The sequence below is a fragment of the Desulfobulbaceae bacterium genome (assembly GCA_015231515.1).
Classification (GTDB): domain Bacteria; phylum Desulfobacterota; class Desulfobulbia; order Desulfobulbales; family VMSU01; genus JADGBM01.
Window position 1 is genome coordinate 1 of sequence record JADGBM010000002.1, and the last position, 13576, is coordinate 13576.

A 13576-nucleotide genomic window follows, 5' to 3' on the forward strand; every position below is an offset into this window, starting at 1 on the left:
AATAGGTTGTAGGCGGGAAATTATTATACTCTGAGATATCGATATTAAGACCTGCGATGTAAAGAAGATTACGTCCTTTGTACTCATCACCGCGTCGTATTGATTCGACAACTCTGGCAAACTCAAGTTGAACATTGATTTTTGCGGCAAGCAGAGGTGGATTTTTGGCAGTGACAATTTTAGGCATAAATTCGATGAGGTTTCGTTCCAGGAGAATAGACTCATCTGTTTCGTGAAAATCCTCTCGAAAAAAGAAAACATCTGACGTCAAGAGGTTCCCGATGGCTTCGCCTCCTCCCGATTTCCATTGATAATTTGTAGCGTCAATACGTTTTCTGAACTCTTCGGAAACTTCAAAGGCGTGCGATGTACTGTGTACTTCCAGCGGTTTTATGTGACCGTCATTATCGACCTTGGCAATATTGTTTAATCGCAGAACCAGTCCGTTCTTTACTGGGTGTGAGCCAAAATCAACGAAAGAGTTTTTGGCTGTAATCAAATAGCGGCCCCGCTCCCCCCGATGCAGAAAAATACGGTCCCGTGCAAATCGATACTGTTCAAGGTACGGGGTAATAACATGGGTAAGTTTACCGCAAGAGTCAGAAACACAGGTGCCGAGCATTTTAGGGCGTACATATTTACCATAGACTCCACTGTCAGGGTCATAACCGACATGACTGGCCTGGACAATAACGAGATCCTCGCCGTGGTGAGCATGGGGACCATGACGGTTAATGGCAATAATTCCACCAACTCGGCCATGATTGAATGGGAAGGTGCCGAAATGTTTCGTAAGAAGAATAATTGGCAGACCCTGGTTCTCATCAGAACAAAAAGCTCTGGATGGCATGATGTAACCCTTTCTGAACTTCAGTTCCATGCAGAAATTATAGAGTCGGGGAACAAACTCTGCGTAGGGGATGGCCATGCCATCAACCGTGAATGGTGCAAGTTCGCGGATTATTTCAGGGTCACGATATTTATTTGGCACGCCTCTGTCTCCTTCTTGTTGGTGATCTAAATTTGGGGGCATCAAGGTGTTACATTACGAAACAGATACCATTAAATTAACCCATTTTCAATATGAGGAAGAGGAAAAAATGTATGCAGATTCAGAACTCTTGATCTGCGGGAATGGCCGTTGGCACCAAAAACAGATTTTTTTGGCAAATATCTATCCGGCAGGCCTGCCAGCAAGCTCATAAACAAGAAGAGAGTAAATAGGAGAGTAAATAGGGTCAGAGTAAAATTAATCCTTGAATTACTTTACTACACCCTATACAAAGAAAATTATGCCACGACTCCCGAGAATAACACCAATAGATCTGCCGGTTCATGTGATCCAACGCGGAAACAATCGTCAGGTTTGCTTTGTATCTGACGAAGATCACGGAGCATATGCAGGTTGGCTCAAAGAATATTCCAAGAAATACAGAGTTGATATCCATGCCTGGGTTATGATGACTAACCATGTGCATTTACTTTGTACTCCCCGGCAGGCGGGAGGCATAAGTAAAATGATGCAGTCCCTGGGTCGTAGATATGTCCAGTATTTTAATTTCGAATATGACCGGTGCGGGCCGGGATGGTTACAGATCCTGGAGAGTATCGTTGGTCCAGTTATGATTTTAATTTTACTCTGACCCTAATTACATGCTAATTACATGTGTGCTAATTACATGTGCTAATTACATGTGTTTTATGTGACAGCATTCCGAGATTTACGTACTTGAATTCCGATATTTACGTTGATAAATTCCGAAATTTACAATATTTTGAGCCGATGAACATGACATCTCTATACCCGCGAAGAATCGAGGCGCGCATCGCTGAAGCCTTGCTGGACACGCCCGTTGTTCTGCTGGCAGGTCCTCGCCAGGCCGGCAAAACAACACTGGTGGGCCAGATCGCCGAACAGCAGGGGCTTCGCTATCTGACCATGGACGATGAGCTGACACTCTTGTCAGCACGGGAAGATCCGGTTGGTATGATTCGCAGCCTGGATCGGGCTGTGATCGATGAAATCCAGCGTGCGCCCCAATTGTTGCTGGCCATCAAGAAAAGCGTGGACGAAGATAGACGGCCCGGACGATTCCTGCTCACTGGCTCGGCCAACTTGATGGCGCTGCCGACTGTGGCCGACTCGCTGGCTGGCCGGATGGAGACGTTGTCGCTGTTGCCTCTGTCGCAAACCGAAATCGAATCGCGCTCCGCAAACTGGATAGATAGTGCCTTCACTGGTCGGATTCTCAGGGCAGATCAACCTGCCCTGGGTGGTGATCTGATCGAGCGGGTGCTGCGCGGCGGGTATCCTGAAGCGATCTTGAGAACGTCTGCCAAACGTCGTGTGGTTTGGGCACGGCAGTACATTGAGGCCATCATCCAGCGCGATGTCCGCGATGTGGGTGGTATCGAGAAGCTGGATCAGTTGCCACGATTCCTGCGCGCCTTGGCGCAGACGGCTGGCCAGATGTGCAACTACACCCAGCTTGGCGGCCAGGTGGGTCTGGATGGCAAGACGGCTTCTCGCTATGTCAGTGTTTTTGAGCAAATGTACCTGCTCAAGCGTATCGAGGTCTGGGCCCGCAATAGGCTAAACCGGGTGGTCAAGACACCGAAGCTACAGTTCATCGATTCGGGCTTGCTGACCACACTGCTCGATTTGAGCGGCGAAGAGATTCAGCAGGACCGCACGCGGTTTGGCAAGGTGCTGGAGACGTTTGTATTTGGAGAACTGCTCAAGCACACCACCACAGCGGACGGCGACTATCGCCTGATGTACTACCGGGATGCCGACAAGTTCGAGGTCGATGTCGTGATCGAAAATGCGGCTGGAAAATTGGTATGCGTAGAGATCAAAGCGTCGGCCACCGTCAAGGAGAATGACTTTCGTGGGCTGAAAAAACTCGCCAGCCTCGCGGGTGATCAATTCAAGCTGGGGGTGCTGTTGTACGACGGCCCCGAGACGATGCCGCTGGGTGGTGGTTTATGGGCGGCTCCGTTGTCCACTTTGTGGGGGACGTAGAAGTCTAAAGTAAATTTTGTATACAAAGTTTGTGAGTATTTTATAAAGTTATTAATTGAATGTGCTCATTATGTCTTTTTATTGAAGAGAAGAGGAGTTGCCATTGTATAGGCGGTGGTTTTACGCATGGTAACTGTGTCGCGCCAAGACGCTACGTTAGGAGCCTTATTTGGGAAAAAGCAAACGATTTAAACATTTACTGAAATGTGAAGAAAACGGATCTCTTTGGCAGGGTTCTGGCCGCCTTCTGTTGCCCTTTTTTCTGTTACTGTTCATACCAGGCTGTGGCGCGAAAGGAATCTGTACGTCCGGAGATTGTCTTAATGGTGCGGGCAGCTTTACCTATGAGAGTGGCGAGATATATACCGGTGATTTTATAAACGGCAAACCAGTGGGCTCGGGAGAGTTACTTTACCAGGATGGCAAAAAATATACTGGTGAACTTGTTGGAAATTTAGCGCATGGTACTGGAGAGTTGCTGCGGCTGGATGGCTCAAAATATGTCGGCATTTTTATCGATGGCAAGTTCGCTGGGCCGGGGAAATTGGTTTTTCCTGATGGCCAGGAACTCCTCTGTCAAATGGTTGATGGTGTTTTTGTCGGTCAACCTCAGAATGAAACAGGAGGGACGGAGGTTGCGGTTGAAAATGTCGTCAGCGCTCCACCAACCGATGAGGCAGCCGCCGAAGAGGGTATGGAGGAAATAGCTGCCGAACAGTTGATAGATGATGCCGACAGCGAAGAGGTTATAGGAGATGTAAATGACACTCAGGCCGTTGCTGCTGGAACCTGTATCTCAGGAAACTGCATTGATGGTCAGGGCGGCTTTATCTATACAGACGAAAGCTTCTACAGCGGCTTTTTTATAAACGGCAAACCCGAAGGTCGGGGCGAGCTGAACACCAGTAAAGGGGACTATTACATCGGAGAGTTCAAGGGTGGTCTTTATGACGGGCAAGGCAGATTGGAGCTCCCTGATGGCAGCATCCTTGAAGGGGTGTTTGTTAAAGGAAGCCTTGATGGTATAACATATTAAGCAAAGCAAGTTTGGGTCAAAGAGTTTCACGAACATTTTCCCCAAGATTTTAATTTTACTCTGACCCTAATTACCTACTCTGACCCTAATTACCCTAATTAATAATTAATTATAATTTGACCCTAATTAATTATAATTAATTCCCTAATTAATTCCTCTGACCCTAATTAATTCCAATAAGTTCAAATTAAACCAGAAGTAAAACTCTCTCTGGTTGTGGTTGTTACTGTAATGCCGGTATGAGCCTACGACCCGTGCATTTCTGGTTCAGCGCATTGAGCCGGAAGTTTTGTTTCTCTGGTACCATGAGTGCAACTCATTTTTTACTGAAAAAGTTTTTAATGTTTCGGGCGTAGGAGATTAAGACTACGGCGATAATTGCTGCCAATATATAGCGAATTGCATTGAGGTGTAGTTCCAGGTAGTCAAAGAAAGTAGTCCAGATGACAATTGCAGCCAAAGTTCCTAGGAGAGTCGCTGAAAAATTCTTTGCGATTTTAAACTTAAGCAGGGATCCAATAATTGACCCTACAACAGGCCCAGTAACTGGTAGAGGCGCCATAACAAAGAGAAAAAGCCCCAGCCAGCCATACTTCTCTATTTTTGCCTTATGATTTCTTGCTTTACGTTCAAGCTGTATAGCGTAAAATCGTATGACTCTAAATTTAATATAATTATTGATGGAAAGAATTGATATTGAATAGGTAAAGCAGACAATAAGAACTTCCAGATAGAAATTATAGCCAATCGTCCAAACATAATTGAACCCATTCATTATGCACAAGCCAATGCCTGCAGCTCTGCCACCAATGGCATGGGCAGCAAAGGCTAAACTTAAGGCATGCACCATTTTAGCATCAGACGTATAAAAAATCCACGCCGCTCCTACCAGAAGAAGGCTCATGATAACACCCACACAGAAGATCAGCCATTCTATGGTGTTATAAATTCTGATACATTTTATTTTTTTAGCCATCTCAGCTTAATGTCCATACTAATCGGGAAAGTCCTTCTCTCTAATTGAATATTATTGGGCTTATTCAATATCATAATTTAGAAAAGCAGGCAATAAAAGTATACGTAGACGATCTCAAACCGTCATATAAACACTTCTTGGTCCAAATTTCACCCTGAATGGTTATTGCTTAGCGTTAAAAATCGTACTCTATCATGTGAGCCAAACACACTTTACACACTTTAAAAACAGCATGGGCAGCAGCACCAGGTCGCAGAGAATAGCCAGGCCCAGGGTAAGCGAAATCAGCAGGCCAAAATTCCGCAACGGTACAAAGGGGGAGGCTAGAAACCCCAGGAAGCTGCCGCCAGCCACCAGGGTGGTGGAGAGCATAGCCGGACCTACATGGTTGAGGGTATTATTAAGACGTTTGAGGGTGTTGTGCTGATCGTTTTATTGCTGCTGCCAGGTATGTAAAAAATGGATAGTGTCATCCACTACGACTCCAAAGACAATACTGGCCACCTTCACAGTCGCAACACTTAATTCAGATGAAATTGTTCTGGTCAGAACTGTCATCCGGCTGATCTCTTCAGACCCTTGGCTTGGTATCATAGGTAAATCGAATTCGGCGCCATTGGCGGTGGCAATCGACTTGAAGTTATAAGGATTATTGCCGAAAAAAAAAGAGAAAATGGGTAACTATTTCCTGCTCAGCTAATTCAGAAAGTATCGCGGAAAGTTGGCAAGGGGGGATGGTTTTAGAAAACGAAGCAAGCGGGGCATTGTGGCCGGAATTGTCTTTTAAAGGACAAAACCACAGGGAAAAGTGTTGCTGATGAACGGCTCGATAATTCGTCCAGGACAGCAGTCAGATACCAGGCGCCTCCGAGATAGTAGGCGTGTTCTGTTAAACGGGAAAGGCTTGCCTTGATGCGACTGATAATTTCGTCAAGATGTTCCGGTGAACTTTCCTGCTCCGGAAAGAGCAGAATTACGCTGCTTTCAACTTTCTGTAAGGTGAAAATAGTAGAAGAAAGGGCGCGGTCAACCCCAGGGATTTGTTCAAATTCCTGGGCCATATCTTTGAGTTTGGGGTAGGGCAGGTCCGGGAAAAGAATAACGAGTGGGTCACTTAACTGATGCTTTTTACTGAACTCCTGAAAATGCTGTCAGTTCACATCCCCGTCAGTCTGCCAGACATTGATGGAGTTGTCTGCTTTGATGCCAGTGGCTGCGTAACCCAGGACGAGTGAGCATAGAAGAATAAGCAGGTAAATAGGTCGGGCTTGTTGTCGGATAAATTCAGCCAGTTTCAGCCAGGCTGTTGTGTTTTCATCTCTGTCCGTTTTCAAGACTCGAAGTTCCTTTTAAAAGCATTAAAATCTGTAACGCATAAACCATTAGCGGTTAAAAGGTCCGCAATCTAGTCCGCAAAAAAATGGTTATTCGGATTAGTGTTTTGCTGAGCGACCTTGTCAAGAAAAAACTCTACAGATTTTTATGTTGAAGATTTATTTGTTCAGCACAAGGACTCTTCCTGTATCAAATTTAAGGAGCAAAGCGACTTGGCTGAGATACTAATCAATTGCCAGGCCCTCATATTCTTATTGATTGGGATAGTTGCAGTTTTGTGTTAGCATTGATTAACGAAGGGATTTAATGGTCATTATTGTCATAGGCTTAGAAAGTTACTACTCATCTACCATCTCTAAATGAATAACGATAAACGCAACCTTCACATCCTTGTTGTCGATGATGAACCTCTTATACATGTCATTATGAGGGAAATCCTTGAATCCTGCCAACACAAGGTCTCTCTAGCCAGTAATGGCTTGGATGCCTTGCATGCTATGGTAAGGCAAGAAGTTGATTTGGTTTTTATGGATATCCGCATGCCAGTGATGGACGGCTTGACCGCGATTAAATTCCTTCGTAAATGTGAACAGGGGGAGCATCTTTCTCTCATGGAACACCATGAACTTGCCCAATCTCTTTACTCTCGCAGAAAGGGAACTAAAACAACCGTTGTGGCGGTAACAGGAAACATAGATGAGCGCGAAATCCTGTTCGAAGCCGGGATGGATGAGTTTATCGCCAAACCTTTCAAAATAGAAAAAATACACAATATACTGAACGAATTTTGTGGAAAATCATTGGAAGGCTCACCAGCAGATAAGAGAAGACATCCAAGACACAGTATAAAGAACAACACGATTACTGTTTGTAATGGCATCAATGGGCAAGCCATTGACATTAGTATGAGCGGACTGGCTATAAGGTATGGCAATTTCGAATCTATACCGAATGAATGGAGCGTCACTCTGCACAATACAGTTAAAAAAACATCAACACCGTATCTACCCTTAAAACTGATACGAAACATAGAGATGGAGGGCGCACCATCTTCTGGAGTTGAAACAAAAACTGTTGGCGCCATGTTTATTGATCTTGATGCGAGTCAAGAAAACCAGATAAAACAGTTCATTGATAATTTGCCTTGACGCCTTCGTATTGTGTTCTACGCAAAACCTTATAATCGGAGGAAATCATCATCCTCTAATCATTCAATAACCTGATTCGTGCAAATCAGGTTATTTCAACACAGCGACACCATCACAATACTGATCATGCATGTCATGCCCCTGAATGTCTACAGCCGGGGCCAGCATTAAAAAAAAATCCTGGATTCCCGCCAAAAGCACGCGGGAATGACGAGAGAATTGAATGTGACAAAGTAGAACTAACCATCTGGAAATTAGTTTCCCAAGATTGTTGGGTCGGCTTTGCTGCGCATGTTTCTCTTTGAAACATAATGAAACGGAGCAGGGGATGTGTTTCATTATGTTTTGTGCCTATGCTGGCGGGCTTCGCGGAACGGTGAAACGCGTTAGTGTTTCATTGTGTTTCGATATGTTTCTTTGTGGCGGATAGCGCTAGCGGGTGCTTCCTGTCGACTAAACCCCTGTATATACGACTAAAAACATTAATATCGTTTTTGGCACATGATTTGCTAAGGGCTATGGATAGATATCAATCACATGTGTTGGTGCAGCATTAAACGCTACACAAAGGAGTCCAAAATGCCATCAATAGCCTTGTTTTGCGGTAAATTCACCAATGAAGAAGAAACTTTGGAACAACTTCGTTCGCTGCTCGCCTTTGAGGTGGTCACGGATGAGGATATTATTTCTGAAGCCTGCAACAGGAAGCTGGCCGAAAGAAACAAAATGGAACAAGCGGTTTACAAAAAAACATCTGTGTTCAACCAATTTAATTTTGAGAGAGAACGCAATGTCGCACACCTCAAATCTTTGCTGGCAGAGCGCTTGGCAAAAAAACAAAACGTTATTTATGCAGGTTTCATCTCGCTCCTTATCCCCCATGACGTAACCCATGTTTTGAAGGTTCTGGTTGTTGACAGTAAAGAGAGTCGAAGTCGAAGGGCAGTTGCCTCAGGTCTATCTGAAAGTGAAGCCGCCAAGCAGATTCGTGCCGCCGATCAAAGCGCCTATGGCTGGACTGATTTTCTGTTCCAGAAGGAGGCCTTTGAGCAGTCTCTCTACGATATTGTCATCCCTACTGAAGAAAAGAGCGTCGCAGAGATTGGCGCTATTATTCAGAAAAATTGCAACTCGACAGCAGTGCTGGAAAACGAGGCGTCTTTGCAGGCGGTAAATGATTTTGCCATCACTGCTCAGGTTGAACATGCCTTGGCTGTTAAGGGGCAAAAGGTTGAGGTGAAAACACGCAATGGTCGTGTGTGTTTAAAGGTTAATAAGAGTGCTTTCAGCTTCAGCAAGCTTGCTGAAAAAATCTCTGAAATTGCGAGTTCGGTGCATGGGGTTGAAGGCGTTGAGGTGCAACAGGGCAAAGGCTACCGGACGTCAATCTATCGTGACCTTCAGTTTGAACTGCCTCCTAAGGTACTGCTGGTTGACGATGAGAAAGAATTTGTCCAAACATTGTCAGAAAGGCTTGTCACTCGAAACGTTGGTTCATACGCCGTCTTTGATGGTCAACAGGCCCTCGATTTTATCGATGATGATGCGCCGGATGTTATGGTTCTCGATCTGAAAATGCCCGGCATTAGTGGCATTGAGGTGCTGAAAAAGACCAAAAAAACTAATTCCGATATTGAGGTTATCATTTTAACCGGCCACGGCTCTGATGCTGATCGGAAAACATGTATCAGTATGGGCGCCTTTGCCTACTTGCAGAAACCGATTGATGTTGAGACACTGTCAGCAACTATTAGGGAGGCCCACAAAAAAAGAATAGAGGCTAAAGAGTCCGGCTGAGAAGTCCTGTTTGCGTCATTATGAGTATATTTATCCTCGATTGCCTACATTAAAAACAATGAACACTAAAGCTTAGGAGAAGAAAATGGCAGATAAAACAGACAAGCTAGAAGCCAACGTCTTGCTGGTTGATGATGAGGAGCAGTTTCTGGAGGTTCTTTCCGAACGTCTTGAAACTCGGGGATTGCACGTTAATTCAGTGACCAGTGGCGAAGATGCCATTGCCCAGGTTGAGGACAAGAACTTTGATGCCATTGTGGTGGATCTTGCCATGCCTGGCATCAATGGCATTGAAACTATGAAACGGATCAAGGAGAAACGGCCTGACCTGGAAATAATTATTTTAACCGGCCAGGCTACTGTTAAAACTGGTATCGAGGCAATGAAGCTTGGCGCCGAAGATTTTCTGGAAAAACCAGTTGATCTTAATGTCCTAATGGAAAAAATCAAGAATGCCAAGCATAAGAGAATGCTGGTTCTGGAAAAGAAATCCCAGGATGAAATGAAGTCAATTCTGAAGAGTAAAAGCTGGTAATTTTCTTTCACATGCCCTGTAAAAATTTAAAATTTAACAATTGAAGAGGAGAAAGCTTGTGGCTGCCGAAAACCCGATCGTAAGAGATTTTATAATACCAATTGATAGGTATCCCCATTTAAGAGAGACCCAGACCTTAAGTGATGCCGTGCAAGTGCTCATGTCTCACACCTGCGGCGAGAATGAGTATCTCAGGTATGCCGGAATACTTGTGCTTAATGAAAAAAACCAGCTGGTCGGCGGGCTTAATCTGCAAGATATCTTGCGGGCCCTTGATAAGCGTTTTGCCCTGCCAAAAGGCCATGAGGGAAAGGCTGGGGAATATCCTAATCTAGCTATTTTATGGGAAGACTCTTTTTTTCACAAATGTTCCGAGAAAAAAGATATTGCCATCAGTGATTTTATGGTGCCAACCAAAAAAATTGTTAAGGGCGATGATCCACTGTTGAAGGCGTTGTCGATCATGCTGCACGGCAATGAGGTTGTTTTGCCGGTTAAGGAAGAGGGTAGCATCATAGGCGTTATCCGCCTGGAAGAGATATTTTTAGCCCTGTGCGGCGTTTGTAAACTGTAATTATCCCTGTGAAAAAATAGGAGAAGAGGATTCTAGTTATGAGTCAATCAACAACAAATGTAGCACTAGCGGATGAGGCAACGCCGTTTGACTGGAAGCGGCTTATCTTCATGTTTACAGGCATTGGCCTGTTTCTCTTTGTTTATTACTGTCCGCCCTGGCCTGACGCCATAGATCCCTTGGGCGAGCATTTTGTCTTGAGTCAACAGGCCAAAGGAGCCCTGGCTGTTTTCTTGCTGGCCGCAACCTGGTGGGTTTTTGAAGTTGTTCCTATTGGTGTGACAAGCTTGACCATCGGGATGCTGCAAGCGCTTTTTATGATCCGCGACCCCAAGGTGGCCTTTAAGGACTTTATGGACCCTTCCGTTCTGTTTATCTTTGGCTCGATTGTCATCGGCATGGTTTTCACCAAGACCGGCTTGACCAAGCGTATTGCCTATAAGATGCTTTCCATTGTTGGGGAAAGAACAAGCATGATCTATCTTGGCTGCTTTGTTATGACTGCGGCCCTGACCCACATTATGGCTCATACGGCGGTTGCTGCAACGATGTTTCCACTGCTCATGGCCATTCATGCCCTCTATTCGGATGAAGATAAACCATCCAAATTTGGCAAGGGACTTTTTATTGGTATGGCCTATGTGGCAGGGGCTGGAAGTATTATTACCCTGCTTGGTGCGGCTAGAGGCGCGGTAGCCCTTGGTTTTTACAAGGACATTATGAATGTGGACATCAGTTTTTTTCAGTTAACCATGTATATGTTTCCGGTGGGTTGGCTCATGGTTTTCATTCTATGGGGATTTTTCATGCTTTTTTTTAAGCCGGAGAGAGCGATTATCCCAGGTCTTAAGGCGAAAGCCCAGAGAATGTATGTTGAGCTTGGGGCTTGGAGTACCAAAGAAATTTTAACCGCAAGTATCGTTGTCGTGACTATATTGGTCATTGCACTGAAAAATTTTGTGCCGGCCTTGGGCAGTCTGGACAAAACCGGTATTTTGCTCTGTTCAACCATTGCTTTCTTTCTGCTCAATATTCTTACCATTGACGATCTGGAAGAAATTCCCTGGAATATTATTCTGCTTTTTGCTGGCGCCATGTCCATCGGCTTCTGCCTATGGGAAACTGGGGCGGCCAAATGGATGGCAGTCAACTGGTTGGTGCTTTTTCAGAATTCTCCGCCTATTGTCTTTGTCCTTGGTATGGCGTTCTTTGTTATGATGATGACCAACTTTATTATGAACGTGGCAGCCATTGCCATCTCCCTGCCAGTAGCCCTGGTCATTGCTCCATATCTTGGTGTGGGTGGTGAGGTTATTTTGTTCTCCGCACTAGTTGTCTCTGGTATGCCTTTTCTGTTGCTTGTTGGCGCGGCACCCAACGCCATTGCCTATAACTCCAAGCAGTTCACCACCGGAGAATTTTTTCTGTGGGGTGTTCCAGCTAGTATTATCCTTATGGCTGTTACCTGGTTTGCGGTTACGGTTATCTGGCCGCTGATGGGTATGCAGATTTATGTGCCTGTTGCAGGATAAAAAGTTCTACCGCTAATGCTTGCCGGCTGAAATTGATTTTAGCCGGCAACCATTAGCCGGGTAGGTGGCAGCATTAAAGAAATTAAAAAAAGTTCCTTGTTGGAACGATATAAAACATTATAGAACAGTAGAACTGAAGGTAGTTGTAAAATGCCGTGGCAAAAAATAGACTATTATGAGATCAGAAATCCCACGATCAATAGATGAGATAGCTGTAAGTGAGATTGTCAATGGTGTGCCGCACGGCATTGCCATTCTGGATGCCGATCTGCGTATCGTGGAGATGAACAGTTTTCTTGAGGTCTTTACCGGATTTTCGAGCTCTGATGCCCGGGGGGTGTACGCCAATTTTATTTTGCGTAGCAATATTGAACATAATGGCAGGAAATTTCATGAGGTGCTGAACTCAGAGGAGTGCCTGTCCGTTGCTGGTGATATTATCACCCAGCGCCATAAAAAAATCCCGGTCTATTTTACAGTTTCCCCTTTGATGGGTGATACTGGAAAGGCTGTCGGGCTTATGGTTTTTATTGAGGACATATCGGCGTTGCAGTCCTTTGATCAAAAGCGCCGCAATTATGACGGTGCGGCAAATATTTTGGGGCATAGCCCCAAGATGCAGGAGATGTTTGATCTTATGCCGGTGCTGGCTCAGACCGACGCCTCGGTGCTGATTACCGGTGAAACCGGAACGGGTAAAGATATGATTGCCGAAGCTATTCATATGGCCTCGAAAAGATCACGACATCCCTTTATTAAGGTCAATTGCGGTGCTCTGCCGGAAGCCTTGCTGGAATCGGAACTATTCGGGCATACTCGGGGAGCGTTTACCGGCGCAGTAAAAGACAAGCCTGGTATGTTTCGCTTGGCCCAGGATGGGACCATCTTTCTCACAGAAATAGGTGATATGCCCCTTTCTCTACAGGTAAAACTCCTCTCTGTGCTGGACGATAAAGAGTTTTATCCTGTGGGCGGCATTAAAAAGGTTCAGGTTGACGTTCGTATTATTGCCGCAACCCATCGATCTCTTAGAGAACTTGTCAGGTTGGGTGAGTTCAGGGAAGATCTTTTCTACCGACTCAATGTTCTTCGTATGCATTTGCCGCCGCTACGTGAACGGGAGGGGGATATCCGCCTGCTGCTGGACTATTTTCTGCGTGAATTTAATGCTGGCTTGAGTAAAAATATTAAAGGGTATGCCAGTGACTCTATCAAACTTTTGACATGTTATGCCTATCCAGGCAATGTGCGGGAGCTGCGTAATATTGTTGAGTATGCAGTAAATATTTGTCAGGGTGAAAAAATTAAGCAGCAAAATTTACCCAAATATCTGTTTGAGACTATAGCTAAGCAAAAACAACTTAAACAGGAAGAAAAGATTTTTGAGACTGATGAACCGCGTGAACCCTCCGCAAAAGCAGGCCTTAAAAAAAATCTTGGGCTGGCAGATAACGATGTCGAGGGCTGGGGTGTAGTTGAAAAAGAGATGATCATTGAAGCTATGAAAAAAGCCGGGGGGAGACGCTCCAAGGCTGCGCAATTGTTAGGCTGTGGGCGAACGACCCTCTGGCGGAAACTTAACCGGTATAGCTTATCCTGACCGGACAATGTGGAAAGC

15 protein-coding genes are annotated in these 13576 nt (G+C 45.1%); 9 read left to right on the forward strand and 6 right to left on the reverse strand.

Features of this window, described 5'->3' with window-relative positions; all coding sequences use genetic code 11:
- Window positions 1-991, reverse strand: a 991-nt coding sequence (locus HQK80_00460) for a hypothetical protein (protein MBF0220695.1), incomplete at its 3' end; no start/stop codon positions are given.
- 301 nt (window positions 992-1292) lie between these two features.
- Here HQK80_00460 and HQK80_00465 point away from each other — a divergent pair.
- From HQK80_00465 to HQK80_00475, 3 genes are all read left to right on the forward strand, one after another.
- Window positions 1293-1643 carry a transposase gene (locus HQK80_00465; protein MBF0220696.1) on the forward strand — a complete coding sequence of 117 codons (351 nt, stop codon included), beginning with the start codon at window positions 1293-1295 and terminating at the stop codon, window positions 1641-1643.
- Window positions 1644-1783: 140 nt separating this feature from the next.
- On the forward strand, window positions 1784-3025 hold the full coding sequence (locus HQK80_00470; GenBank protein ID MBF0220697.1) for an ATP-binding protein: 1242 nt from the start codon (window positions 1784-1786) through the stop codon (window positions 3023-3025).
- A 169-nt stretch (window positions 3026-3194) separates the two neighbouring features.
- A complete protein-coding gene (locus tag HQK80_00475) occupies window positions 3195-4061 on the forward strand; it encodes a hypothetical protein (protein ID MBF0220698.1) in 867 nt (288 codons plus the stop codon).
- A gap of 316 nt (window positions 4062-4377) precedes the next feature.
- Here the strand turns inward: HQK80_00475 and HQK80_00480 are convergent, their stop codons facing one another.
- The 5 genes from HQK80_00480 to HQK80_00500 form a co-directional block, all read right to left on the reverse strand.
- Window positions 4378-5037 carry a small multi-drug export protein gene (locus tag HQK80_00480; GenBank protein MBF0220699.1) on the reverse strand — a complete coding sequence of 220 codons (660 nt, stop codon included), beginning with the start codon at window positions 5035-5037 and terminating at the stop codon, window positions 4378-4380.
- Window positions 5038-5229: 192 nt separating this feature from the next.
- Window positions 5230-5409 carry a hypothetical protein gene (locus tag HQK80_00485; protein MBF0220700.1) on the reverse strand — a complete coding sequence of 60 codons (180 nt, stop codon included), beginning with the start codon at window positions 5407-5409 and terminating at the stop codon, window positions 5230-5232.
- Window positions 5410-5469: 60 nt separating this feature from the next.
- Window positions 5470-5631, reverse strand: coding sequence for a hypothetical protein (locus tag HQK80_00490; GenBank protein ID MBF0220701.1), 162 nt, complete (start codon window positions 5629-5631; stop codon window positions 5470-5472).
- Between the two features lie 146 nt (window positions 5632-5777).
- Entirely contained in the window at window positions 5778-6098 is a 321-nt protein-coding gene (locus HQK80_00495; GenBank protein MBF0220702.1) for a hypothetical protein, read from the reverse strand.
- Window positions 6099-6188: 90 nt separating this feature from the next.
- Complete coding sequence (locus tag HQK80_00500) at window positions 6189-6371, reverse strand: hypothetical protein (protein MBF0220703.1); 183 nt, start codon at window positions 6369-6371, stop codon at window positions 6189-6191.
- 360 nt (window positions 6372-6731) lie between these two features.
- Here HQK80_00500 and HQK80_00505 point away from each other — a divergent pair, with 360 nt between their 5' ends.
- From HQK80_00505 to HQK80_00530, 6 genes are all read left to right on the forward strand, one after another.
- Window positions 6732-7520 carry a response regulator gene (locus tag HQK80_00505; protein ID MBF0220704.1) on the forward strand — a complete coding sequence of 263 codons (789 nt, stop codon included), beginning with the start codon at window positions 6732-6734 and terminating at the stop codon, window positions 7518-7520.
- Window positions 7521-8099: 579 nt separating this feature from the next.
- Window positions 8100-9317 carry a response regulator gene (locus HQK80_00510; GenBank protein MBF0220705.1) on the forward strand — a complete coding sequence of 406 codons (1218 nt, stop codon included), beginning with the start codon at window positions 8100-8102 and terminating at the stop codon, window positions 9315-9317.
- 85 nt (window positions 9318-9402) lie between these two features.
- Complete coding sequence (locus tag HQK80_00515) at window positions 9403-9852, forward strand: response regulator (GenBank protein ID MBF0220706.1); 450 nt, start codon at window positions 9403-9405, stop codon at window positions 9850-9852.
- A 58-nt stretch (window positions 9853-9910) separates the two neighbouring features.
- The gene (locus HQK80_00520; protein ID MBF0220707.1) at window positions 9911-10426 is read left to right on the forward strand and encodes a CBS domain-containing protein; all 516 of its coding nucleotides are present in this window, start codon (window positions 9911-9913) and stop codon (window positions 10424-10426) included.
- A 38-nt stretch (window positions 10427-10464) separates the two neighbouring features.
- On the forward strand, window positions 10465-11958 hold the full coding sequence (locus tag HQK80_00525) for an SLC13/DASS family transporter (protein ID MBF0220708.1): 1494 nt from the start codon (window positions 10465-10467) through the stop codon (window positions 11956-11958).
- A 175-nt stretch (window positions 11959-12133) separates the two neighbouring features.
- Entirely contained in the window at window positions 12134-13558 is a 1425-nt protein-coding gene (locus HQK80_00530; GenBank protein ID MBF0220709.1) for a sigma 54-interacting transcriptional regulator, read from the forward strand.
- The last annotated feature ends 18 nt before the right edge of the window (window positions 13559-13576 follow it).

Bases quoted from the DNA above. Each gene is read 5' to 3' on its own strand.
- HQK80_00525 (MBF0220708.1), top strand. From the start codon at position 10,465: ATGAGTCAATCAACAACAAATGTAGCACTAGCGGATGAGGCAACGCCG.
- HQK80_00495 (MBF0220702.1), bottom strand. From the start codon at position 6,098: ATGGCCCAGGAATTTGAACAAATCCCTGGGGTTGACCGCGCCCTTTCT.
- HQK80_00485 (MBF0220700.1), bottom strand. From the start codon at position 5,409: ATGCTCTCCACCACCCTGGTGGCTGGCGGCAGCTTCCTGGGGTTTCTA.
- HQK80_00465 (MBF0220696.1), top strand. From the start codon at position 1,293: ATGCCACGACTCCCGAGAATAACACCAATAGATCTGCCGGTTCATGTG.
- HQK80_00470 (MBF0220697.1), top strand. From the start codon at position 1,784: ATGAACATGACATCTCTATACCCGCGAAGAATCGAGGCGCGCATCGCT.
- HQK80_00505 (MBF0220704.1), top strand. From the start codon at position 6,732: ATGAATAACGATAAACGCAACCTTCACATCCTTGTTGTCGATGATGAA.
- HQK80_00510 (MBF0220705.1), top strand. From the start codon at position 8,100: ATGCCATCAATAGCCTTGTTTTGCGGTAAATTCACCAATGAAGAAGAA.
- HQK80_00490 (MBF0220701.1), bottom strand. From the start codon at position 5,631: ATGATACCAAGCCAAGGGTCTGAAGAGATCAGCCGGATGACAGTTCTG.
- HQK80_00530 (MBF0220709.1), top strand. From the start codon at position 12,134: ATGAGATCAGAAATCCCACGATCAATAGATGAGATAGCTGTAAGTGAG.
- HQK80_00480 (MBF0220699.1), bottom strand. From the start codon at position 5,037: ATGGCTAAAAAAATAAAATGTATCAGAATTTATAACACCATAGAATGG.
- HQK80_00515 (MBF0220706.1), top strand. From the start codon at position 9,403: ATGGCAGATAAAACAGACAAGCTAGAAGCCAACGTCTTGCTGGTTGAT.